The following is a 23164-nucleotide window of genomic DNA, read 5'->3' as shown; positions in this document are numbered from 1 at the left end:
TTGGCGTTATTATCCGAATTTTCGGATTAAAGCTCAACTTATTCCGTTAAACAAAGCGCATTCAAAGTAGAAAGTTAAATTTACGCAAAAAAATAAGGGGCATTTGGCCCCTTATTTAACTAAATTTTGCTCAAATTTAAATCTCTTTCGGTTTTTCAATGTAATAACCTTGTGCACCATCCAAGCATAATTGTTCTATGATGTGTTTTTCTTCTTGGCTTTCAATACCTTCAGCAAGCACAGTAACGCCGATACGGTGTGCCAAATCAACCATTAATCGCATAAAGTATTGGTTGTTCTTATCTTCTTCTAAACCGCGGGTATAAGTAGCGTCCATTTTGATAAAGTCAGGTTTCAGATCACGGAAGAACTTAAACGATGTTAAGCCCACACCAAAGCGTTCAACGGTAATACGCGCTCCAACACGGTGTACCATATCGATAAAGCGTTTTGACGCTTTGACGTTTTGTTGAAGACCAAACTCACTGACTTCAAAGATTAATTTTGCAGCAATGGCATTGTCTTTCAGTAAACGACGCTCTAACCAAATTGAAAACTGTTCGTCATGGGCGCTTTTTGCAGACACGTTTAAGCCAAAAAACTGATCGTTCAAGTTACGTGTTTTTATCGCATTAATTGCTTCTTCAATAACCAATCTATCAACATGAGTATGCTGGTTAAGCTTTTCACTCATTGCAAGAAACGAAGCCGTCGGTAGAATGTGATCTTCAGATGTTTTAAAGCGCGCAAAAATTTCAGAATAGGCCTTAGCACTTCTGCTGGTTGGCATAATCGTTTGTATCATTAGCTGAATACGGCTGTTGTTTAGCACATCATCAATTACTTGACGCCAGTTTTGATTACCGAAACTAGCAGACACGTTGTCAAGAAGGTCGCTTTCTTTTTGAATATGATAACCATTCGTTGTTTTGCTTTGCGCCATACTAAGGGCTGTGTCTACTTGTGCCAGTAATGGGCTCAGCGGTTTACCTGTTTCAAATGACACAATACCTGTGTTTGCGACACTGGTAAGTTCCACATGTTGTTGAAATTCAGTAAATTTACTTTGTAACACTTCACCGAGCTTTTCAGCTTCTTTTAATGGCACATTCATCAATAAGATAGCGAAATCAGAACTGTTTAAACGATAACATGCACTGCCAGAATAAGTACCAATCGCTTGAGCAATGAGCTCAGATACATCAATAATGTACTCGTCACCTTGCTGATAGCCTCTAGTTTGGTTAATCAGGCTTAGCTCTGTGCAACGCACAACTGCGAGCGTGCCAAAACATGGCTTTTCGGCATTTTCCACTTGATGTTCGTAGTGTTCAATAAATAGGTTGCGGTTACCAAGGCCTGTGACAGTATCTTTATAGGCTTCGCGTTTAATATCAAGTGCCGATGCTTCGATATCTTTTTGCTTACGTTTTAAAAAAGTGTTTAATCGTACAATGCTGGGAAAGATATTACTGACGGTACCATCTGCTAGTGATGAATCTAGTTTTCCGTCTTTGTTATCGGCCTCAATGTATTTGTCTACCATATTGGAAATAGCATCACCTACCTTATTTGATGCTTGGAGTAGGGTGAGTTTTAAGGTAATGAATGGAACTAGCGCCATTACTAAAATTACCAAAAATAAAATGAGAAATGCGTTTTGCATGATTTCAGCAGCTTGCTCTAAACGCAAAGTAAATTCAATTTTTAACCCTAGATCACTTCCAGCGCCATGCTGTGAGCGAATAAAAGGCTGAAACTCTTGCAGCTTTTTGGCGAGAATAGGGAGGTAATCTTGGTTACCCTGATGGCTAAAAATGGATTGATTTTCTTTGTCTTTGATAATGAGTTTATCAAGGCTGTATTGCAATTTAATATTTTTAGCAAACGCTTCGATATCTTGGTCGGGCGTCAATTGAGTGAGTTCTAAGTCAATCGCACGTTGTACTTTTAATTGCTGTGAATTAGCGTACTGGTGCAACGCAGAATTAAGCATATAGCCTGTTAGTGCTGTTGCTAGTACACAAAAAAATACTTGAATCGTAATAAAGCGAGTTAATCCTGCCATGGTTTTTCTTATCTCACGATGTAAAAAAGTTAGATCGTATTAAATGAAGTAGGGGACTGCTTGGTATAACCATATTGTTACAGTTATGGCTAACCAGTTTACTGTCATTAATACAAAAAATCGCTTATGAAATGGTAAGTTATATTATGAAAAAAGTCTAATATTGGTGATAAGTTGTAATAGGTAGAAGTTGGCTCCCCCTCCCCGACTCGAACGGGGGACCTGCGGATTAACAGTCCGTCGCTCTAACCAACTGAGCTAAGGGGGAACAACAATAGAGTAGTGCTTTTGGCTCCCCCTCCCCGACTCGAACGGGGGACCTGCGGATTAACAGTCCGTCGCTCTAACCAACTGAGCTAAGGGGGAACAAGCATACTTAAAAGTAGATTAACGATTGGCTCCCCCTCCCCGACTCGAACGGGGGACCTGCGGATTAACAGTCCGTCGCTCTAACCAACTGAGCTAAGGGGGAATCGTTACATGTTAAGAATTTGGCTCCCCCTCCCCGACTCGAACGGGGGACCTGCGGATTAACAGTCCGTCGCTCTAACCAACTGAGCTAAGGGGGAATGGCCTTCTCAACGGGGCGAAATATTAATGACAGCATGGGGAAGTGTCAACAACTATTATTTAAGAAAGTTAAAAAAGTGGTTTGAATGCGTATTTGTTGTTCAACTTGCTAGTTTTTTAACTTTTTGTGCGGCTTATTTAACCAATTGTACTTTTTTACTTTCCAATTTTTAGAGTGCTAATAATGAAAAGCATGCTAAAACGTTCTATATAGGTAGCGTTTTGGGCTTGTTATTGACTGATATTATAGTGAAAACCGTTTCTTTATTTTGGAGAGCTGAAGCAATATGTTGCTGTTAAATAAGTCATGTTGATTATCAAAGGCTGTTTGTAATGATAAAACCTTATAAGCATTCATTGTTTTAGTTTACAGAGTACCTTTCTAAATTACTGCTTTTGTATTTGAATAAGAACTAATAGAACAGCTTAATTTAATACATCATTTCTTTGGTAGTGAAAAAGTACCAGAATTAAATATTCATTATGGTTTAAAGTTAAAACTCTCTGTGACTATTACTTATTTATTATCACAACAGCTTATTAATAAAGGGCTGTGTTTAGTTATCCACTAAATCTGTGGATAACTCTGTTTATGAAACTTTGAGAACATATTAGAGCCCTTTATTTATCGGTTGTAAGAGAAATGCAATAGTTTATCGAAAAAATATTTTATATATTTTAATCAGTAACTTAGGTAACTTAGTTCTTTTTGGTTAAGAAATGTTCGAAACTAAACCTTAGTATAATTATTGTTCTATCTGTTGTGTAAAAAGTGGCCTTTAACAGCCGTGTTAGCTGTTACTAACTTAATATCAATAGCAAATTCGAGGTGTTTTGATGTAAAAGGTGTGAATTTAATGTTTATTTTGTTCACCTTTTTTTTACATGGGTGTCTAAGACTTTCAAAAGTATAAATTGAGATGGTATCAACGCGTTCATTTCATTAGAATGTTGCAGTGCTTATATAAGGGTCCTCATGCAACAATCTAAATCGCAATCAGAAAATGGTGCCGCATCACTTCTTGAAGCGCCAATTGATAAAACACTTGTGAAAATGACCGTGCCAATGATCTTCGGCATGATCACCTTAATGTTATTCAATATTGTCGATACGTTTTTTGTCAGTATGCTCGGTACGGACCAATTAGCGGCGATTAGTTTTACTTTTCCTGTAACATTTACCGTTATTAGTTTGGCGATTGGTTTAAGTATTGCCACCTCAGCAATTATAGCGAAGGCTTTGGGTGCAAATAACAAAGCGGAAGCACGGTTCGATGGCGCAGTTGCATTAATAGTGTCTGCATTACTTGTGATTTTTACGTCATTTATTGGTTATCTATTAATTGATCCTATATTTAGCTTATTAGGAGCAACACCAGACCTGCTTGTCTACATTCGAGACTATATGGCTGTGTGGTTTATCGGTAGTGCATTATTAATTACCCCCATGATCGGCAATGCTGTTTTACGTGCCAGTGGTGACACAAAAACACCCAGTATTATTATGGGGGGAGCAGGGGTCATCAATGCTATTCTTGACCCTATCTTAATTTTTGGTTTTGGTCCCATACCTGCGCTTGGTATTCAGGGGGCCGCAATTGCAAGTGTAATTGCTTGGTCATTTGGTGTGGCATTTATACTTTATTTACTTATTATTAAACGCAAATTGGTGGCTTGGGAAAAGTGCCAACAAAGCTTTATGTCTGCCACCATGAAAATGCTTAAAATTGGTGTTCCTGCAGCAAGTGCAAATATGCTCACGCCCATTGCGATGGCAATTATGACCGCGATAGTTGCAACATATGGAGCACATGCTGTCGCAGCGTTTGGGGTTGGCAGTCGTATAGAATCAATTGCTAGTATTGTTGTACTAGCACTCTCAATGACCTTACCGCCTTTTATTAGTCAGAACTTTGGTGCCAACCGCTATGATCGTGTAGAACAGGCGTATTTGATCAGCCTGAAGTTTGTTCTCGTATGGCAATTTATCATTTATTTAGTGCTTATCGCACTCAGTGGTGTAATCGGCCATATTTTTGCTAAAGAGCAAAATGTTATCGATGTGATAAAGCTGTTTATTTATATTTTACCGCTGGGTTATGGCTTACAAGGTATCATTATCCTAACTAATTCTTCTTTAAATGCATTGCATAAGCCAATGCATGCACTGGTATTAAGTATTGTTCGCTTATTTGTATTTTATTTACCCTTTGCTTATGTAGGCAGTTTAATCGGTGATTTAAAAGGGCTCTTTATCGGTGCACTGATTGGTAATTTATGCACGGCTCTGGTGTCCTATAACTGGTTTAAAAAACAAATTACACAGTGCCAAAGTAATATTTCATCACAAACGGCTTAGGAGACACTATGAGTAAAGATGGAGTAACTGATTTTAAATTAGTATCGCCTTTTAAACCCAGTGGTGATCAACCAACTGCTATCACACAATTAGTGGATGGTTTAGAAGCGGGCCTTGCCCACCAAACCTTGTTGGGCGCAACGGGTACAGGTAAAACCTTTACCATGGCTAATGTTATCGCAGAGCTAAATCGCCCAACCATTATTTTGGCACATAACAAAACGCTTGCAGCTCAGCTTTATGGTGAAATGAAAGAGTTTTTCCCAGAAAATGCGGTAGAGTACTTTGTATCTTACTACGATTATTACCAACCAGAAGCCTATGTCGTTGCAAGCGATACCTTTATCGAAAAAGATGCTTCAATAAACGATCACATAGAGCAAATGCGTTTATCAGCCACCAAGGCTTTATTGGAACGCAAAGACGTTATTATTGTTGCATCAGTGTCTGCTATTTATGGTTTAGGCGATCCTGATTCTTATTTAAAGATGATGTTGCTAATCAAACAGGGCGATACGGTTGATCAGCGAGACTTACTGCGCAGGCTGGCAGAGTTGCAATACACACGCAATGATATCGACTTTCAACGCGGTACGTATCGAGTGCGTGGTGAAGTCATTGATATTTTCCCTGCTGAATCTGAAACCATGGCAATTCGGGTTGAAATGTTTGACGATGAAGTGGATAGGCTGAGCATTTTTGATCCGCTCACTGGTGCGGTGGAGAGGCATATTATTCGCGCCACGATTTATCCTAAAACTCACTATGTTACGCCGCGCGAAAAGATTTTAGCGGCCATTGACAATATTAAAGAAGAACTCAAGATCCGCCGTAAACAGCTGCTTGATAATAACCGTTTAGTCGAAGAACAAAGGGTTGCACAGCGCACCCAATACGATATTGAAATGATGAGTGAATTGGGGTACTGCTCTGGTATCGAAAACTACTCGCGTTATTTATCTGGTAGAGCACCTGGCGAGCCACCACCAACGTTGCTTGATTATTTACCTGATGAAGCTTTGATGATAATTGATGAATCACACGTTACAGTATCGCAGGTGGGTGCGATGTATCGTGGTGACCGCAGCCGAAAAGAAAACTTAGTTGAATATGGTTTTCGTCTGCCATCAGCGCTTGATAACCGTCCATTGAAGTTTGAAGAATTTGAAGCGATTTCACCGCAAACCATTTATGTGTCAGCGACCCCAGGGGATTACGAATTAGAGCGCTCTAATAACGAAGTGGCAGAGCAAGTGATTCGTCCAACAGGCTTACTCGATCCTGAGCTCGAAATTCGCCCTGTAGCCACGCAAGTTGATGATTTGCTCTCTGAGATTTACAAACGTGTTGAACTTAATGAACGCGTGTTGGTTACAACGCTTACTAAACGCATGGCTGAAGACTTATCTGATTACTTGAACGATCATGATGTCAAAGTACGCTATCTGCATTCAGATATAGATACCGTTGAACGTGTTGAGATTATTCGTGACTTACGTGCCGGTGTGTTTGATGTGTTGGTAGGTATTAACCTTCTTCGTGAAGGCTTAGACATGCCAGAAGTGTCTCTTGTTGCTATTTTAGATGCCGACAAGGAAGGTTTCTTACGCTCAACGCGATCTCTTATTCAGACGATAGGGCGTGCCGCGCGTCATATTAATGGCCGTGCCATTTTATATGCTGACAGAATTACAGATTCAATGAAACGCGCGATTGATGAAACTGAACGTCGCCGCAGCATTCAGCATCAGTACAATATTGATAATGGCATTACGCCACAGGCTCTCAATAAGAAAATCACTGATATTATGGATGTCGGCGAACAAGTTGACGAAAAAGACACTAAGCAACGTAAGTCGCCCACAGCGATTAACAAAGAAATTTTATCTGCGGATGAAATTAATAAGAAAATTAAACAACTGGAATCTGACATGTTGGCGTTTGCGCGCGACCTTGAATTTGAAAAGGCGGCAAAAGTACGTGATGAGATCCAGCAACTACATCAAGAACTAATTAATGCCTAAAATAGATTTAACCCATTTATTGGCCGCCATTGAAAAAGGTACGCCGTTTAGTGATGAAGTATGTCGCGTTTATCACGGTCGTGGTGATAGCCAAGGTGATACAAATTTCATTAACTTGGACTGGTATCCGCCGTATTTATTTTTAGCCTGCTACAACCCCATTGAAGATGATGTGCAAACTGAGTTAACACATGCCGTTTGGCAAGCACAGCAACAAGCTGGCTTTAATGCAAGTGGCCTAGTATTTCAATATCGAGCAGGGCGCGATACTCAGGTCTCTGTGCCATTTGGTGAAGTGCCAGAGCGGTTTGAGGTTAATGAGCTTGGTGCTAGCTATTGGGTGCAACTGACAAAAACACAAAATACCGGGATTTTTCCGGATATGCGCGAAGGACGTGCATTTGTTAAAAATAACAGTAAAGATGCAAAAGTACTTAACTTGTTTTCATATACCTGCGCATTTTCAGTGATTGCTAAATTGGGTGGTGCGCATCAAGTTATTAATATGGATATGAATAAGTCTGTGTTAAGAACCGGTGCTGATAATCATCGTTTAAACAATGTGGCTGAAAATATTAGTTATTTACCTCACGATATACTGAAATCCTTTGGTAAATTAAAAAAAGCTGCGCCATTTGATTTGATTGTGGTTGATCCGCCTAGCTTTCAAAAAGGCAGTTTTGTACTGACCAAAGATTATCAAAAAATACTGCGTCGTTTACCGGATCTGTGCCATAACGATACTCAGTTGTTGTTATGTGCAAATAGCCCAGATGTTAGCGAAAGCATGTTTATTGAGATGATAGAACTCGCCACTGAAGGTAAGCTAACACTGGTAGAGCGATTACCCGCGGCACCGCGCTTTGAAGAACAAGACGGTGCTAACTTAAAAGCCATGGTGTATCGGTTATCGATAAATTAGGATATTAGAATAAAAAAAGCGCTAAGTGCTTACTTAGCGCTTTTTTTATAACTTGTTAATCTCTTTGGCCACTTGGTAACCTTCATCAGTCACTATTTTTTCCAGTACTTGCACGCGTTCAGTTAGCTTGTTTATTTGTTGTTTTAGCTCATCGGTTTGTGCGTCACTTGCTTGATTATGCTTTAGGGTTTTTTCTTTAAACTTAATATGTTTGTTATACATATCAGCAAGTACACCAAAACCCACAGAGAAAAACACAATCATTACCACCATTGTTGTTCCGCTCATTGTCACTCCTAACTTTTTCTGAATGTTGTAATCAGCTTAATGCAAAACGGATTAGTAAGTGAAGTTTAATGATAAACGGCTATATTTGGTGTTTTTCGAGCCGATACAAAAAGGCTTTGTAGCTTAACCCTAATAATTTTGCTGCAGCGGTTTTGTTATTTTCGGCACGTTTACAAGCTTGCAGTAAGATAGCTCGTTCAAATTGATGCCAATCAATACCCTCATCTGGGATCACAAATTGCTCGCTTTGAGTAGCTGCCTGGCTGTTATGATTGAGGCTTTCGACTAATTCATTTTCATCACCAAGTAGGGCATATCGTTCAATACAATTAGACAGTTGCCTTACATTTCCTGGCCATGAATAACTGAGTAATTGTTTTAAAGTAGTTGCACTCAATTGCTGCTCTTGACTGCCATACTGCTGGCAAAATTTAGTTTTAAAGTGATGAATCAATTTACCAATATCTTCAGTACGCTCACGAAGCGCAGGCATATGAATAGGTACTACGTTTAAGCGGTAATATAAATCTTCACGAAAAAGGCCTTCTTCCACTTGTGCCAACAGCTGCTTATGGCTTGCTGCAATGACACGCACATCAACAGCGACTTCCTCGTGGCAACCAAGTGGGGTAATCACCCCCTCTTGTAGAAAACGAAGCAGTTTTGTTTGTAATTGTGGGCTTAGCTCGGCAACTTCATCCAAAAATAGTGTGCCACCATTTGCGGCGGCAAATTTACCGAGTTTATCTTGGTTTGCGCCGGTAAATGCGCCTTTTTTCGCACCAAATAGTTCTGCCTCTGCGATGGACTCAGGAATGGCGCCGCAGTTAATGGCTATAAAAGGGGAATCTTTGCGCGGTGATATTTTATGTAATGCGCGCGCGGCAAGCTCTTTACCCGTACCGCTTTCACCACTTATTAACACGGTTGCGCTGGTGGAGGCGACTTTTTCGATGCGCTGAAATACCTTTTGCATACAGGGCGCACTACCTATCAACTCGACCATGGTATCTTGCTGACTAAGTTGGCTATTGAGCGTTTGATTTGCCAAGCGAAGTTGATTGGCTTTGTTTGCTTTAGCCAGTGCCAGAAGCAATTCTTGGCGCTGAAAAGGCTTTGCTAAGTAATCATCTGCGCCTTTTTCAATTGCAAGTGCGGCGTGATCAATTGAGCCATAAGCGGTCGCAATCACAATACCAACAGGAAAATTATTGCTGCGCGCAAATTCAAGTAAATTAAGGCCACTTAATTGACCTAATTTCCAATCACTGAAGATTAAACTAATTTGGCTATTTGCTTTTAAAGCGACGATGGCTTCTTCTACGCTCGTTGTGGCCGTAACAATAAAGCCTTCAGCACTCAGCATTGATGCAATCAGTTCATTTTGCGCAATATCATCTTCTACCAATAAAATATGTGCATTTTCCATTACAGCTCTCTTTTAAAAATTGCGCGAAAGTGACTACCATGCTCATCACTATTGATGAGTAGAATATCACCACCGTAATATAAATTAATGATTTGCTTGGCAAGGTAAAGGCCGATACCAGCACCGTCTGGTTTATCACTAACGTGTGGGCTAAATAAATGGGGTTTTATCTCAGCGCATACCCCGTTGCCCTTATCCAAAACATCAAGGTGTATTTCATCACCTTGTTCACACACGTCTACTTTAATTGTGTTGTTATTCTTACCCGCTTCAACACCATTCACAATAAGCGTATGAAGAATACTGCGTATTTCTGTTTCTAATCCGGTTATTTTAAGGTCGTTATCACAATTAATGATGATAGGGGTTGCTTCGTTTAATAACTCTAATTTGATGTCATTAAGTACCGCATTAATAGGAACTGATAAGGTACGCTCAACTTTACCTTTCGATAAGGTAAGTAGGGCATTAATGTTTTTATCGATATGCTCAATTTTGGTATGTGCAATATGTTCAAGCTTAGCGCGATTTTTCTCTGGTGCTTTGAAATACTGATCAATGGTTAAATTAAGCGTATGCACTGGATTGCGAAGTGCATGGGCAATGCCTCGGCTTAGTTCACCGAGTTGAGCTAAATGCTTTTTCTGCTCCATTATGTGCTGCTCTTCAGCAAAATTGGCAAGCTTTGTACTCATAGAATTAAATTGCTGAGCACATCGTTTTAATTCGGTAACACCTTTGGGCGTAATTTGAATGCCTAATTTATCTTTGTCTAATTCATCCATGGCGCCGATTAATTGATTAATTGGTTGTGTAATTTTATTGGTAAGCCAAAGCGCTAATAACAGTGCTATTGCCGATGAAATTGCTATGCTCCAGAGAATCAAATGGGTAAAGCGCTCAAAGCTCGAGCTATCGGTTAGGTATTCTGTCGTCACTTGATGATGTAGTTGCATATTATCGAGGTTATCAACCGCCATAAATACCGCTTCAATCTGTTCCGCGTTTTTGCTAAAAATTTCAATACTGCGTTCGTTGTCTTGGTCGAGCACAATTTGTCGTTTCACAACGGTTGTATTGCCATCGACTAATTCATTTTCACTGTGTGAATCGCTTTCACTTTGACCGCTGATATGAAACTCAAATTTAACTTCTTTGTTGCTGCCATCGTTAGGTGCAATTTCAATTAACTTTTTGCGTACTTTATCTTTTGTGGTGGTTAAGATCTTTTCAGTTAATCGTTCACTTTTATCAACAATCTCATTTTCAATTTGTTGTTTAAAATAAATAGTCAAAGCCGTTTGCACTAATGCAACACTTGCAAACAAAAACACTAACGTAATGATCAACAGTTTACGAATACTCAAAAAGCTATTCCTTAAATTAGAAGAGGAGCAATCTACATTACAAACTTTGTACCATAATAGTTGCTCTCGTTTAAGAAGTTATAACACATTGAAAGTAAGATAATAATTCTTACAAAGCAAAGAAGTTATAGAACAAGCTAATCGTCACCAAGTTGATAAATCCCGATATCAGGATATTGCAACCGCATATCAGTATCTATTTAAAGATGCTCCCTAACTCATTTTTGTAAAAGCCAATAAAATCAACAGATTAAAACTTGGCATGGAATTTCCTAAAGAATTGGCTGTAACGATTTAACACAACCATAAAATAAGGAATTGATTATGTTACTGAAAAAAACACTGCTATTACCTTTTATTGCGACATTAACATTCGTAGGTGCGACTGCTATTGCTGGCGAGCAAGAGAAAAAAGTAAAAGTTGTTGAAATGAAAACAGACATTGAACTTGTGTCCGCTGATGGCGATCACGCACCAATAAAACTGGTGTTCGACGGTAAACCGAGTGAACAGGAATTAGAAGAGGCAATCGCCGAGCTCTCCCCTGAAAAACAGGAAAAAATACGTAACATTGTTAAAAACCTAGATGTTGAACACAGTGACGATGGTATTAAAGTATTTGCCTTTAAAACGGGTGATGCAGATGTTGAAAAGCATATTGAAATTCATTCAGATACAGACTTTACAACAACCGAAGGCAACAATGTGTTTGTAATGAGCGATGACACCAAGCATGCACAAGTGTTTAAGTTTAAATTTGAAGGAAATGAAGGGGATGGTGCGTTTAAAGCGATTAAACATTTGCTCGAGTCGAGTGATTTAACGCCGACTCAAATTGTTGAATTGCAAAATATCCTGAGCCAAAAGTAAAGTACACATCATAACGAATAATGCCAAGCTGCTTAAAAGCGCTTGGCTTTTTACATTTTCAAATTAGCTTCTTAATTTCTTTTAAGCGAAGTCGCTCACTTTTATTTAATCTCCGTTATCACGCTTTTTTCGTATATTAATACTACATTGTAGAATTAATTGGACGTATTACATTATTTACTCTACATTGTGATAAAAATAGCAATTCAATGCATTATGAAAGAAAAATATTTAGGCGAGTTCGAACAAATGGTGATGCTCGCCATTTTAAAATTAGCTGACAATGCGTATGGCGTTTCGATTCGAGAATTATTAGTCGAAGCCATTGAGCGAGATGTGAGTGTGGGAGCACTTTATACCACCTTAGAGCGCCTTGAAAAAAAAGGCTTATTAACAAGTTCACAAGGTGAGGCAATTGCGCAGCGTGGCGGGCGTGCCAAAAAATTCTATGTAGTATCTGGGCAGGGCAAGCAGGCATTAAACCGCTCTAAAAATGCGTTAGAGACACTTTGGCAAGGCATACAACTAAAACGAAAGGCTCTCTATGCATAACTCAGCGCCGATAAAACAGCGTGATGAAATGACGCTTGCGAACAAAATACTATCGTGGTCGCTCCCTGATACTCTGGTTGATGCGGTGATTGGCGATCTAGAAGAAACGTATTTTTTAAAACAACAACAAGGGCAAACAAGTATTGTTATTCAATACTGGTATTGGCAACAAACGTTGAATCTTGCATACCGATTTATGCCGACAACACAACGAGGGTTAATTATGTTTATACTGAGCTTAGTGGTATTTTTATCTATGATGGTATTTGGCATGGTAATGGGGGCGGATGTAACAGCCTTTATTGACGTACCATCTGCCATGTTGGTATTTCCGCCTGCAATTTTCTTTGCTATTGCTGCCACATCTTGGCAAGATTTTCTCTTTGCTTTTGGCTGTGTTGTAAGTGAAAAGGGGGAATTCAGTGAAGAAGAACTTATTCAATCTAGACGGGTTTTTTCAGTGCTGGGCAATACGGCGATTTGGTGTGGTGGTATTACAACGCTTATTGGTTGGGTTGCGATGGCATCAAATATTCGAGCGGAAGAATTTAGTAGTGTAATAGGGCCGGCATTTGCGGTGTCAATTTTGACTTTTTATTACGGTGCAATTGTAAAACTGATTTGTTATGTGGCTGAGCAGCGTATTGCGTCGAAAATGTTAAATTAATAGCTTATGTAACCTTTTATAAAAACCCATAACGTTTATCGCTATGGGCTTTTTTGTGGCAAATTTAGTTAACTTTTTTTCTGCCTGAGAAGGCATGCGATAAAGTCATGCCATCGACTAAATCAAGTTCTCCGCCAACTGGCACGCCATGGGCAATGCGCGATGCGCTGACGTCATGTTTTGCACACATGTCAGCAATAAAATGTGCTGTTGTTTCACCTTCCACTGTTGGGTTGGTGGCTAGAATAACTTCTTCAACAGCGCCAGATCTAAGCTGTTGTTCAAATATGTCTAAGCCAAGTTCCATCGGACCTATGCCATCAAGTGGTGATAAATGTCCCATTAACACAAAATAGCGACCTTGGAATTGACCTGTTTGTTCTATTGCAAGGATATCTGTTGGCGATTCTACTACGCAAATTAAACCGCTATCTTGTCGCTTTGCGCTTAAGCAGATGTCGCATTGCTCGCTTTCACAAAATGTGCGGCAACTTTTACAATGGCCAATATTTTCCATTGCAAAGGTGAGGCTTTGTCCTAATTGGCGACCACCATCACGGTCGTGCTCTAATAAATGAAATGCAATACGCTGCGCCGATTTTGGCCCGATGCCCGGTAAGCATCTTAATGCTTCTACAAGTTGGCTTACGCCTGAAGTTAATTTCATACAGAGTTTGTGTTTTTCAATTTTGCTATAACATACACTAAGTTAATACATCAGCCAATTATTCAAAGCTGAGATTGCTAGGGTTTGATAGTACGTTGCTATGTACTTTCACGGGAGTATACAGTAACTCAATGTGCGGGTTGCGCAGCCATAATTTACCACTACTTATCAGTAATGCACCAAATGAGATAATTTCTGCCTCTTCACTCAATGGCAGGACAACTTCAACATTTTGCCAGTCGCTGCTACCACCTGCACTTGAAAAGCGTAAATTATCGAAAGCCAGATTATTTTTGTCCTTATCTTCAATACGCAACCAAATACTTGCCATGCTTTTAACAAATTGATGTTTTATTTGAGCACTAAATTTTATGCCTTGAACATTCGGATTCTTAAACTGATAGCGTTTTAGAGCAACACCGAAGTGAGGTTCTTCTACAATACTTTCTAGTAATAATGCATTACCTTCTTGCGTGAGCGAATATTCACCTGCGAGGTCATCAGTTATCCACCAATCTTTTAGGTTTATGCTTTGATTGCCAACATTTAACTCACCAAAAGGGGGGGTGTTATAACCAACAATATTTAAGTACTTGGTACGTTCGGGGCTATCGCTTGCATGTTTAGGTTTTTGAAATCGAAGAGGTTCACTCGTGTCTTTAGCCCCGACAGGTGCGTCTGTTATATTAAAGTCATCAAACCAAACCTGACCTGAGCCAAGTAGCTGGGCAGAATAGCTTAGCGCTGATGCGTTGTCTGGAATTGATGCGATTACTGAAAAGCGTTGCCACTGTTGATCGGGGTCATTGGGTTGATAAACTGCCTTCGCTCTTCTGAATAATTCGTCATTGCCATCCATGATATCAAGTTCAAAAGTGACATCGCCTTTTAAATGGGCAGTTTTAAAATAACCAGAAAACTCAATTGTTTTACCTGAGAATTGCTCTGCTTTGATAGTTTGTCGTATCAAGCCAAACCCTTGTTCAATCGGTAATTTATTGACAATAAATACACTTGATTTACCGTGATAAATTTCATTTTTTGATACGCCGAAACGGTAATCGTTATATGGGTAAGCGTACAAAAGCCAATTTTTTACTTCTGGTTGGTTATTAACAGCAATAACTTGATGATTCGTTAAAAAGTTAAAATGACTTAGTTGCACACTGCGGTCGTGGATAGCAGTATAAATAATGGCTGTGCAGCATAAAATTATAAGGAAAATAAACGTACGAATAGCAGTTGTCATTATTGTTATTTTATCAATATGTAATAGCCAATGATTGTAGCGAGAATAGGAACCATTTAAAACAACTCGATGTTTGTTTGATGTTTAATTCAGCAATACAGTGAGAATTAAATTTTTTCCCTTGAAATCTAAAATCTCAACCTTATATAAGTTTGCATATTGGTTAAATACGAAGATTTTGACGGAGTTATCAATGTCTGCCCAAAAAGAAACATTCGGTTTTCAAACAGAAGTAAAGCAACTTCTACAGCTTATGATCCACTCTCTTTATTCAAATAAAGAGATCTTTTTACGCGAATTAGTATCAAATGCCTCGGATGCTGCTGATAAGTTACGTTTTTTAGCACTAGAAAATAATGACCTTTACGAAGGTAATGGTGAATTACGCGTTCGCATTAGTGCTGACAAAGACGCTAACACAGTGACGATTTCTGATAACGGCATCGGTATGACGCGTGATGAGGTTATCAGCTCTTTAGGTACCATTGCAAAATCAGGTACTGCCGAGTTTTTCCAAAACTTAACAGGTGACCAAGCTCGTGACTCACAATTAATCGGTCAGTTTGGTGTTGGTTTTTATTCAGCATTTATTGTTGCAGACAGTGTGACTGTTCGCACTCGCAAAGCTGGTGAAGCGCAAGCGACAGAATGGCACTCACAAGGAGAGGGTGAATACACGCTTGCTGATATTGATAAAGCCGAGCGTGGTACTGAAATTATTCTTCACCTACGTGACGATGAAAAAGAGTTCTTAGATGAATTCCGTTTACGTTCAATCGTTACTAAATACTCAGATCACGTTTCAATACCTGTAGAAATGTATCAAGCGCCAACAGAAGAGTCAGAAGGTCCTGATGGCGAGAAAATTCCTGCAACGCCAGGTGAGTGGCAAGCAATTAACAAAGCGACAGCACTTTGGACGCGCGATAAGTCAGAAATTTCTGATGAAGAGTACAAAGAGTTTTACAAGCACGTTGGTCACGATTGGGAAGAGCCTCTAACATGGGCACATAATAAAGTAGAAGGTAAAACAGAGTACACAAGCCTACTTTATATCCCGAAAAAAGCACCATTTGATATGTGGAACCGCGACCGTCAGCATGGTTTAAAACTGTATGTACAACGCGTATTCATCATGGATGATGCTGAGCAGTTTATGCCTAACTACTTACGTTTTGTAAAAGGTTTATTAGATTCAAATGATCTTCCACTTAACGTATCGCGCGAAATACTTCAAGATAACAAAGTAACGCAAGCAATTCGTAAAGGTTGTACATCACGCGTGCTTAAAATGCTTGACCGTATGGGTAAAAACAAGCCGGAAGAATATCAAACATTCTGGAATGAGTTTGGCCAAGTGATCAAAGAAGGTCCAGCGGAAGATATGACCAATAAAGAAGCAATTGCGAAGTTACTACGCTTTGCTTCTACTGATTCTGACCTAGAAACGCAAAATGTATCGCTTGAGCAATACATTGCACGTATGAAAGAAGGCCAGGATAAAATTTACTATGTAGTAGCGGATAGCTTCCAAGCAGCGAAAAGCTCGCCACATCTTGAGATCTTCCGTAAGAAAGGCATTGAAGTTTTACTGCTTTCTGACCGTGTCGATGAATGGATGATGAGCCATCTGACTGAATTTGACGGCAAACAACTTGCTTCAATCACCCGTGGTGATTTAGATCTTGGTGATCTGGATGATGAAGAGAGCAAAAAAGAGCAAGAAGCTTCTGAAAAAGAAGTCGAAGGCTTAATTGAGCGTGTTAAAACAGCATTAGGTGATAAAGTGAAAGAAGTTCGCTTTACTCACCGTTTAACTGACTCACCAGCTTGTGTGGTTGCCGATGAACACGACATGAGCTCGCAAATGCAAAAGCTCATGGAGCAAATCGGTCAACAAGCACCAGAAACGAAACCGGTATTTGAGTTAAATCCAGAGCACCAATTGGTGAAACATCTAAACAATGTTCAGGATGAGGATAATTTTGCACAATGGGCGGATGTATTGCTTGACCAAGCATTACTTGCAGAGCGCGGCAGCTTGAAAGACCCTGCGGGCTTTGTATCTCGCTTAAACAAACTAATGTTAGATTTAAGCAAGTAACCAGTTTTAGGTTAAAAGAAAAGGGCGCTTAGCGCCCTTTTTTATGAAACAAATTAACCCATTTGTAGTTTATTATTCAGTTGATTCATTTACGCTTGGCTCGATCTGCTTGTGTTGTTTTATCACGGTCCACGCTTCAAACATCACTAATACACACACTACAAGAACAATAATATCAAGACTTACAAGTAGCCAGTTACCTGCGCTGTAGTATTCTTGCAGCTTTAGCACACCTGCTAAAAATGCCATCACAAGTACAAACAGCATAGGTATTAAGGTATAACGGGCAGGGCGACCCATCTTAATCAGCATGACAGAAATAACCAGTAATGTAAGGCTAGCTAATATTTGATTTGTGGAGCCGAATAATGGCCAAATGATCATGCCGCCTGAGCCTGACGAACCGCCCGCACCAAAGGCCAATAGTAAACAACAGCCAACCGCAATTAGCGTTGCAATAATGCCATTTCTAAACGCACTGATTTGGTAAATTTCCCCCCATTCTTGAATGATATAGCGTTGAAGTCTGACACCAGAGTCCATTGTTGTACCGGCAAATAACACCACCATTACTGCAAGTAAGGTGGAGGCAAGTTCGGCAGGAATGCCCCAGCCTTGATAAATCAGGTTAGAGCCACCTTGAATAAATGCCCCAACACTGCCTGCGCCGAGGTGACTATATACTTCGTGCCATTCCTGTGGGCTCATTGCAAGCGTGACACCACTGACTGCAACAATAGTAATAAGCGCAAGCGAACCTTCGCCTACCGCGCCCAAGTAGCCAACAAAGCGGGCATCGGTGTCTTTATCTAATTGTTTAGAACTGGTTCCACTCGATACAATACCGTGGAAACCAGACACTGCACCACAGGCAATGGTAACAAACAGCAGCGGAATAATACTCGGAGTCGACTCCGCAACTTCGCTATTAAAAGCAGGCGCTGTGATGTCTGGCATAAACATAAATACTGCACCATAAAGTAATACCAAACCTACGAGCAGTTGTACGCCATTAATAAAGTCGCGCGGTTGCAGTAATACCCAAACCGGTAATAGTGATGCAATTGCGGCGTAAACAAATAGCAAAATAATCCAATTAGCTTTATCACTTAAACCAAACATTTCTTTTGGCAGTGCCATTGGCATTTCGCTGCCAGCATACACTGTGAGGTAAAGTGCAATGACACCTAACACACAAAGGAGCACAAGGTTGAAATTACGGCGAATTAACTGACCTATGATTAAGGCAAATACAATTGCAGCCCACGCAGGTAAAACCGCTGTTGGCTGGCTCACAAACGAGTTTGCGATAACTACGCCAAACACCGCGTTTACCATGAGCAGCACCAAAAAAACCACAATCATAAAAAGTGCACGGGTACGTTTACCGATCACCTCTTCAGACAACGCGCCAATAGACTTACCTTTATGGCGGCTACTTGCCCAAAGCGCGCCCATATCGTGAACGCCGGCAAAGAAAATGGTGCCTAATACAACCCAAATAACCGCAGGTACCCAGCCCCAGTATACAGCAATGGCTGGGCCGACAATTGGTGCAGCACCGGCGACGGAAGTAAAATGGTGACCCCAAAGAACGACTTTTTTGGTGGGAACAAAATCAACGCCATCATTAATTTGATGTGCAGGGGTAATGTATTTATCGTCCATTTGAAAAATACGCAAGGCGATGAATTTTGAGTAGACAAACCAGCCAAACAACATGCCGATAATGCCGAGTAACACTATAAACACGGATTGCATATAAGTTCCTTGTTATTGATTGTTATTTAATCCAAAGTCCAGCTTAAAGCAGCCTAAGATAAAAGCAAGCGAGAACAACTCGACTTTGGCATTAGTTAGCCTATTTAATTGCGTTCTTGTGCCGCAAAATGATGATTGCGTGATAGTAATTAAACAAAGATTAAACTTTTGGCTAATCACTATTGAGAATCAGTTGTCACTGTGAAAGAATCCACACAATTAAAAAAACATCTTGAGGAAAGGTCATGCGCATTATTCTTTTAGGAGCGCCAGGTGCAGGTAAAGGTACACAAGCACAATTTTTAATGGATAAGTACGGTATCCCACAAATTTCGACAGGCGATATGTTACGCGCTGCGATTAAAGAGGGTACACCACTTGGTCTTGAAGCTAAAAAAGTAATGGACGCAGGTCAACTTGTTTCTGATGAAATCATCATTGGCCTTGTTAAAGAACGAGTTGCAAAAGCTGATTGCGAAAACGGCTTCTTATTAGACGGTTTCCCACGCACAATTCCTCAAGCAGACGCAATGAAAGAAAATGGCATCACAGTTGATCACTGTATTGAATTTGATGTTGCTGATGAAATCATCGTAGAGCGTATGGGCGGCCGTCGAGTTCACCCAGGTTCTGGCCGTGTTTACCACGTTGTTTACAACCCACCTAAAACGGAAGGTAAAGATGACGTAACCGGTGAAGACTTAATCATTCGTGATGACGATGTTGAAGAGACAGTACGTAAGCGTTTAGCAATTTACCACGAGCAAACTAAGCCGCTAGTTGATTACTATCGTGCTGAAGCAGATGCGGGTAACACCCAGTACCACAAATTAGATGGTACACAAGCAGTTGAAGCAGTAAGTGCACAACTAGCCGAATTACTTGGTTAATAAGACCAAGCATAAAAAAACCGCCAATTGGCGGTTTTTTTTATGCTTATCGATTAGAGCTTTTTCAGTGCGGCTTCGACCGATATGTAATCAGGTTCTTTTGCAAGATTACTGACTAACTGTTTATAAACCAATTTATGTTCTTTATCTAAGATCATTACGCTGCGGGCAAGTAAACCCATATCCTCAATTAACAGACCATAGTTTTGTGCAAATTCGCGCCAAACAGCATCAGATAAGGTATGTAATTGCGTGATATTTTCTGTTTTACAAAAACGGCTCTGTGCAAATGGTAAATCCATACTAATCGTGAGCATCACGACATCACTGTAGTTATTCGCAATTTTATCATTAAAGTGTTTTGTTTGTAGGCTACAGATACCGGTGTCTAGACTCGGTACTGTGCTGATAAGCACTGCTTTACCTTCGAAATCAGAGAGTGATACAGGGGAAAATTTGTTATTTGCTGCTTTGAAATTGGGAGCAGGTTGGCCAAGCTCTACAGGGGTGCCGCGCAGCGTCAGTTTACTGTTGTTTGCAGACACTTTGCCTGAATCAATTTGATTTACGGGAAATTGAAATTGTTCTGCCAACACATTTGAAGAATAAATAAGAGTCGTGACTAGACTTGTCACAGAGATAAATTTTTTTAACATAATTCAACACGCCTAAAGTTAAAGTTGAATTAATTTAGCATAAGCCTAAGCTACTGTTAAAGGAATCGTTTTTTTAAAATACTCGTGTTATTTAGATGCTCAGGTCCTACCACATGATAATTATTAAGTTTTAGTTATTTTGTGAACTAATTTTTTGTAATTTGTTACATTTTTTAGCACAATAGTCGTAGATTTCATGCAGTGCTAGTGAAAACCAACTTCCTGCTCTAAACTTAAAAAGACTAATAACAAGAGTGATAGTATGGCTACCCCAGTTTTAATATGTGATGACTCGCGTTTGGCGCGACGACAACTTGCACGCTCTTTACCAGATGATTGGGACATACAAATAGAATACGCTGAGAATGGCTTGCACTGTTTAGAACAAATAAGAGCGATTCAACCAGAAATATTGTTCCTTGATCTTAATATGCCACAGATGGATGGCTACGAAGTGCTGCAAGCTATTCAAGAACAAAGTTTACATGTATTGGTCGTGGTTGTGTCTGGTGATATTCAACCGACTGCTCACGAGCGTGTTATGGCGTTAGGGGCAATCGATTTTATCAAAAAGCCTTGTGATGCAGCGAAACTGGAAGAAATCATTGAAAAGCATGGCATTAAAGATAAAGCCATGCGAGAGCGCCTGCAACATGCATTGGGTGAGCAACTCGACCCAGAGCTACGCGACATATACCAAGAGATTACCAACGTAGCTATGGGACAAGCGGGGGATTTATTAGCACGCTTGCTTAATGTATTTGTAGAGCTTCCGATCCCAAATGTTAATGTGCTGGAAGTGAATGAACTCTCCATGGCATTACAGTCAATTGATACCAACGCTTCGACATCAGGTGTATGCCAAGGGTTTATTGGCGGTGGTGTCTCTGGTGAAGCATTATTATTACTTAATGATTCCAGTTTTGTTGAGATTGCCTCATTAATGAATTATGAAGGTGAACTCAACCAAAAAGTTGAGTTAGAACTGTTAATGGATGTCGGTAACATCCTAATTGGCGCGGTACTAACAGGATTAGCAAAACAACTGGATATGCATTTCAGTCAAGGCCATCCTGTGGTGATGGGGCAACACTGTAACGTTGCCGATTTAGTCAGCACTAACCAAGACAGGTGGCAACGCACATTAGCCATTGAGATAAGTTATGGTATTGAAAACCATAATGTAAATTGTGACTTAATGCTGCTGTTCACGGAAGACTCATTAAAAACACTGAAGTTTAAAACTCAATATTTATTAGAAGACTAACACTATGAGCGCAGACTTTGAACTTAATGAAATTCACTGGATGATGGACATGTTTAACACCATCGATGTCGGTCTTGTGGTGTTAGATAGAAAATACAATATTTGTGTTTGGAATGGCTTTATGGAAGCGCATTCTGGCTTATTACCCAGTGCGGTTAAAGGGAAAGATGTGTTCGATGCATTTCCTGGTATCGATGAAGCGTGGTTTCGCTCAAAAGCAGAGTCGGTTTTTGTACTTAAAACGCGTTCGTTCACTATCTGGGAACAACACCCGTACATTTTTAAGTTTAAAAACTATCGCCCTATTACCGGTAAGGCCGATTATATGTACCAAAATGGTACGTTAATTCCCCTGACAAATACCACGGGTGAAGTGTCTCATTTATGTGTCATTATTTATGATGTAACAGACGAAGCGGTTAACAAGCTAGAACTTGAGCAGGCGAATGCGAAACTTGAAGAGCTAAGCCGTGTTGATAGACTCACTAACCTCTATAATCGTGGGTTTTGGGAAGAAAGCTTTAGTAAAGAATTTAAACGTCAACAACGCAGTCAAAACAAAAGCTCTTTGTTAATGTTCGATATTGATCATTTTAAGAAGATTAACGATCTTTATGGTCACCCGGGAGGGGATGCCGCGTTATGTTTTGTTTCTCAAACCTTGAAAAAAGTTTTACGAGAGTCTGATGTTGCTGGACGCTATGGTGGAGAAGAGTTTGCTGTCACCTTAGTTGATACAGATATTGAAGGCGCAAAAGTATTTGCTGAACGCCTGCGACAAACAATGGAAGAAGCAGTGATTCATTATGAAGAATCGGAAATCATGCTAACCATAAGTATAGGTATCGCGGAGTTTGACGGAAAATACACCAAATATGAACAATGGATTGAAGATGCAGACAAGGCCCTTTACCGGTCAAAAGAGTCTGGCCGTAATACCGTGAGCGTTGCTTAAAGGTTAAGAAGAGAGTAAGCGCAGTTTAGAATGCGCTTACTTAATTTACTCAGCTAAAATTCCCCAGCCGTCGCCATAGCCATTTAGTGGGTTGGCTATTGACTCTAAGTAGTTTTCCATATCAGTGATAAGCTGATGATCTGGTACCATTTCTATACTTACCAATACCTCAAACACGCCAGTATCTGGACATTTTTGATGTTTAGTCGCTGGTGCTAAGTCATCTTCACTAATTACCTTGGCAAATTTTTCTGCATCAGCTTGTTTTTCAAATAAAATGAAGAAATCGAGCGTGTGAGACTTATTTAAATCCACACCTTCTTGGTGCATCTCAGCTAATATTTGACCGTTATCGTCAGTTGGAAATTCCATCAAGCTACTCATGTATTTTAATTTAGGGGTAAGTTTACTGTGTGCGTTTGATGGGGTAAATAAGTAATCACGAATGTTTTTGTTTATTAGCATTATTTGTCGGGTTAGAATAATTTAACTTTATATT

The 23164-nt window shown here is 39.9% G+C and carries 19 protein-coding genes and 4 tRNA genes; 10 read left to right on the top strand and 13 right to left on the bottom strand.

From position 1 onward, the window contains the following. Positions 1–136: 136 nt before the first annotated feature. The 5 genes from OM33_RS12155 to OM33_RS12135 form a co-directional block, all read right to left on the bottom strand. Positions 137–2068, bottom strand: a complete 1932-nt coding sequence (locus OM33_RS12155; RefSeq protein ID WP_038642067.1) for an EAL domain-containing protein — start codon at positions 2066–2068, stop codon at positions 137–139. Positions 2069–2259: 191 nt separating this feature from the next. After that, positions 2260–2336, bottom strand: a tRNA-Asn gene (locus OM33_RS12150). A 21-nt stretch (positions 2337–2357) separates the two neighbouring features. Further along, positions 2358–2434 (bottom strand) — tRNA-Asn (locus OM33_RS12145). 29 nt (positions 2435–2463) lie between these two features. Then, a tRNA-Asn gene (locus OM33_RS12140) sits at positions 2464–2540 on the bottom strand. A 20-nt stretch (positions 2541–2560) separates the two neighbouring features. Then, positions 2561–2637: transfer RNA gene (locus OM33_RS12135), tRNA-Asn, on the bottom strand. Positions 2638–3614: 977 nt separating this feature from the next. On the opposite strand from OM33_RS12135, the gene OM33_RS12130 reads away from it, so the two are divergent. Genes OM33_RS12130 through OM33_RS12120 form a run of 3 tightly spaced genes read left to right on the top strand, consistent with a single transcriptional unit; the run spans position 3615 to position 7943 of the window. Then, positions 3615–4997 (top strand): MATE family efflux transporter, encoded by a 1383-nt coding sequence (locus tag OM33_RS12130; protein ID WP_038642065.1) that lies wholly within the window; start codon positions 3615–3617, stop codon positions 4995–4997. A gap of 8 nt (positions 4998–5005) precedes the next feature. Next, positions 5006–7021, top strand: a complete 2016-nt coding sequence (uvrB, locus tag OM33_RS12125) for an excinuclease ABC subunit UvrB (protein WP_038642063.1) — start codon at positions 5006–5008, stop codon at positions 7019–7021. Beyond that, positions 7014–7943, top strand: coding sequence for a class I SAM-dependent methyltransferase (locus tag OM33_RS12120; RefSeq protein WP_038642061.1), 930 nt, complete (start codon positions 7014–7016; stop codon positions 7941–7943). The genes uvrB and OM33_RS12120 overlap by 8 nt, the downstream gene beginning before the upstream one ends. A gap of 45 nt (positions 7944–7988) precedes the next feature. Here OM33_RS12120 and OM33_RS12115 read toward each other — a convergent pair whose 3' ends face one another. The 3 genes from OM33_RS12115 to OM33_RS12105 form a co-directional block, all read right to left on the bottom strand. After that, the gene (locus OM33_RS12115) at positions 7989–8231 is read right to left on the bottom strand and encodes a hypothetical protein (protein ID WP_038642059.1); all 243 of its coding nucleotides are present in this window, start codon (positions 8229–8231) and stop codon (positions 7989–7991) included. A 79-nt stretch (positions 8232–8310) separates the two neighbouring features. Next, a complete protein-coding gene (locus OM33_RS12110) occupies positions 8311–9660 on the bottom strand; it encodes a sigma-54-dependent transcriptional regulator (protein WP_038642058.1) in 1350 nt (449 codons plus the stop codon). Further along, positions 9660–11027, bottom strand: coding sequence for a HAMP domain-containing sensor histidine kinase (locus OM33_RS12105; protein WP_038642056.1), 1368 nt, complete (start codon positions 11025–11027; stop codon positions 9660–9662). The genes OM33_RS12110 and OM33_RS12105 overlap by 1 nt, the downstream gene beginning before the upstream one ends. A gap of 324 nt (positions 11028–11351) precedes the next feature. On the opposite strand from OM33_RS12105, the gene OM33_RS12100 reads away from it, so the two are divergent. From OM33_RS12100 to OM33_RS12090, 3 genes are all read left to right on the top strand, one after another. Next, positions 11352–11897 (top strand): hypothetical protein, encoded by a 546-nt coding sequence (locus OM33_RS12100; protein WP_038642054.1) that lies wholly within the window; start codon positions 11352–11354, stop codon positions 11895–11897. 216 nt (positions 11898–12113) lie between these two features. Next, a complete protein-coding gene (locus tag OM33_RS12095) occupies positions 12114–12449 on the top strand; it encodes a PadR family transcriptional regulator (RefSeq protein ID WP_038642052.1) in 336 nt (111 codons plus the stop codon). After that, positions 12442–13116: a MotA/TolQ/ExbB proton channel family protein gene (locus OM33_RS12090; RefSeq protein ID WP_038642051.1), complete on the top strand. Its 675-nt coding sequence runs from the start codon at positions 12442–12444 to the stop codon at positions 13114–13116. The genes OM33_RS12095 and OM33_RS12090 overlap by 8 nt, the downstream gene beginning before the upstream one ends. A gap of 64 nt (positions 13117–13180) precedes the next feature. Here OM33_RS12090 and recR read toward each other — a convergent pair whose 3' ends face one another. Together recR and OM33_RS12080 are read right to left on the bottom strand one after the other, a co-directional pair. Then, on the bottom strand, positions 13181–13783 hold the full coding sequence (recR, locus tag OM33_RS12085) for a recombination mediator RecR (protein ID WP_038642049.1): 603 nt from the start codon (positions 13781–13783) through the stop codon (positions 13181–13183). Positions 13784–13841: 58 nt separating this feature from the next. Next, positions 13842–15032, bottom strand: coding sequence for a hypothetical protein (locus OM33_RS12080; RefSeq protein ID WP_038642047.1), 1191 nt, complete (start codon positions 15030–15032; stop codon positions 13842–13844). 193 nt (positions 15033–15225) lie between these two features. Here OM33_RS12080 and htpG point away from each other — a divergent pair, with 193 nt between their 5' ends. Further along, positions 15226–17136, top strand: coding sequence for a molecular chaperone HtpG (gene htpG / locus OM33_RS12075; RefSeq protein WP_038642045.1), 1911 nt, complete (start codon positions 15226–15228; stop codon positions 17134–17136). Positions 17137–17208: 72 nt separating this feature from the next. On the opposite strand, the gene OM33_RS12070 is transcribed toward htpG, so the two are convergent. Next, complete coding sequence (locus tag OM33_RS12070) at positions 17209–18897, bottom strand: carbon starvation CstA family protein (RefSeq protein WP_038642043.1); 1689 nt, start codon at positions 18895–18897, stop codon at positions 17209–17211. 245 nt (positions 18898–19142) lie between these two features. Between OM33_RS12070 and adk the strand changes: the two genes are divergently transcribed. Continuing rightward, on the top strand, positions 19143–19787 hold the full coding sequence (gene adk / locus OM33_RS12065) for an adenylate kinase (protein ID WP_038642041.1): 645 nt from the start codon (positions 19143–19145) through the stop codon (positions 19785–19787). Positions 19788–19840: 53 nt separating this feature from the next. Here the strand turns inward: adk and tpx are convergent, their stop codons facing one another. Further along, positions 19841–20443: a thiol peroxidase gene (gene tpx / locus OM33_RS12060; protein ID WP_038642039.1), complete on the bottom strand. Its 603-nt coding sequence runs from the start codon at positions 20441–20443 to the stop codon at positions 19841–19843. A 262-nt stretch (positions 20444–20705) separates the two neighbouring features. On the opposite strand from tpx, the gene OM33_RS12055 reads away from it, so the two are divergent. Then, the gene (locus OM33_RS12055) at positions 20706–21710 is read left to right on the top strand and encodes a response regulator (protein ID WP_038642038.1); all 1005 of its coding nucleotides are present in this window, start codon (positions 20706–20708) and stop codon (positions 21708–21710) included. A 4-nt stretch (positions 21711–21714) separates the two neighbouring features. Then, complete coding sequence (locus OM33_RS12050) at positions 21715–22665, top strand: sensor domain-containing diguanylate cyclase (protein WP_038642036.1); 951 nt, start codon at positions 21715–21717, stop codon at positions 22663–22665. Positions 22666–22710: 45 nt separating this feature from the next. Here the strand turns inward: OM33_RS12050 and OM33_RS12045 are convergent, their stop codons facing one another. Beyond that, positions 22711–23037 carry a ribonuclease E inhibitor RraB gene (locus OM33_RS12045; protein WP_038643337.1) on the bottom strand — a complete coding sequence of 109 codons (327 nt, stop codon included), beginning with the start codon at positions 23035–23037 and terminating at the stop codon, positions 22711–22713. Positions 23038–23164: the final 127 nt, after the last annotated feature.

Origin of the sequence: Pseudoalteromonas piratica (genome assembly GCF_000788395.1) — a bacterium.
Taxonomy (GTDB): Bacteria; Pseudomonadota; Gammaproteobacteria; order Enterobacterales; family Alteromonadaceae; genus Pseudoalteromonas; species Pseudoalteromonas piratica.
The sequence above is the reverse complement of the archived record's forward strand: the minus strand, read 5'-3'. Positions and strand labels throughout refer to the sequence as shown.

Bases quoted from the DNA above. Each gene is read 5' to 3' on its own strand.
- OM33_RS12155 (WP_038642067.1), bottom strand. From the start codon at position 2,068: ATGGCAGGATTAACTCGCTTTATTACGATTCAAGTATTTTTTTGTGTA.
- OM33_RS12130 (WP_038642065.1), top strand. From the start codon at position 3,615: ATGCAACAATCTAAATCGCAATCAGAAAATGGTGCCGCATCACTTCTT.
- uvrB (WP_038642063.1), top strand. From the start codon at position 5,006: ATGAGTAAAGATGGAGTAACTGATTTTAAATTAGTATCGCCTTTTAAA.
- OM33_RS12120 (WP_038642061.1), top strand. From the start codon at position 7,014: ATGCCTAAAATAGATTTAACCCATTTATTGGCCGCCATTGAAAAAGGT.
- OM33_RS12115 (WP_038642059.1), bottom strand. From the start codon at position 8,231: ATGAGCGGAACAACAATGGTGGTAATGATTGTGTTTTTCTCTGTGGGT.
- OM33_RS12110 (WP_038642058.1), bottom strand. From the start codon at position 9,660: ATGGAAAATGCACATATTTTATTGGTAGAAGATGATATTGCGCAAAAT.
- OM33_RS12100 (WP_038642054.1), top strand. From the start codon at position 11,352: ATGTTACTGAAAAAAACACTGCTATTACCTTTTATTGCGACATTAACA.
- OM33_RS12095 (WP_038642052.1), top strand. From the start codon at position 12,114: ATGAAAGAAAAATATTTAGGCGAGTTCGAACAAATGGTGATGCTCGCC.
- OM33_RS12090 (WP_038642051.1), top strand. From the start codon at position 12,442: ATGCATAACTCAGCGCCGATAAAACAGCGTGATGAAATGACGCTTGCG.
- recR (WP_038642049.1), bottom strand. From the start codon at position 13,783: ATGAAATTAACTTCAGGCGTAAGCCAACTTGTAGAAGCATTAAGATGC.
- OM33_RS12080 (WP_038642047.1), bottom strand. From the start codon at position 15,032: ATGACAACTGCTATTCGTACGTTTATTTTCCTTATAATTTTATGCTGC.
- htpG (WP_038642045.1), top strand. From the start codon at position 15,226: ATGTCTGCCCAAAAAGAAACATTCGGTTTTCAAACAGAAGTAAAGCAA.
- OM33_RS12070 (WP_038642043.1), bottom strand. From the start codon at position 18,897: ATGCAATCCGTGTTTATAGTGTTACTCGGCATTATCGGCATGTTGTTT.
- adk (WP_038642041.1), top strand. From the start codon at position 19,143: ATGCGCATTATTCTTTTAGGAGCGCCAGGTGCAGGTAAAGGTACACAA.
- tpx (WP_038642039.1), bottom strand. From the start codon at position 20,443: ATGTTAAAAAAATTTATCTCTGTGACAAGTCTAGTCACGACTCTTATT.
- OM33_RS12055 (WP_038642038.1), top strand. From the start codon at position 20,706: ATGGCTACCCCAGTTTTAATATGTGATGACTCGCGTTTGGCGCGACGA.
- OM33_RS12050 (WP_038642036.1), top strand. From the start codon at position 21,715: ATGAGCGCAGACTTTGAACTTAATGAAATTCACTGGATGATGGACATG.
- OM33_RS12045 (WP_038643337.1), bottom strand. From the start codon at position 23,037: ATGGAATTTCCAACTGACGATAACGGTCAAATATTAGCTGAGATGCAC.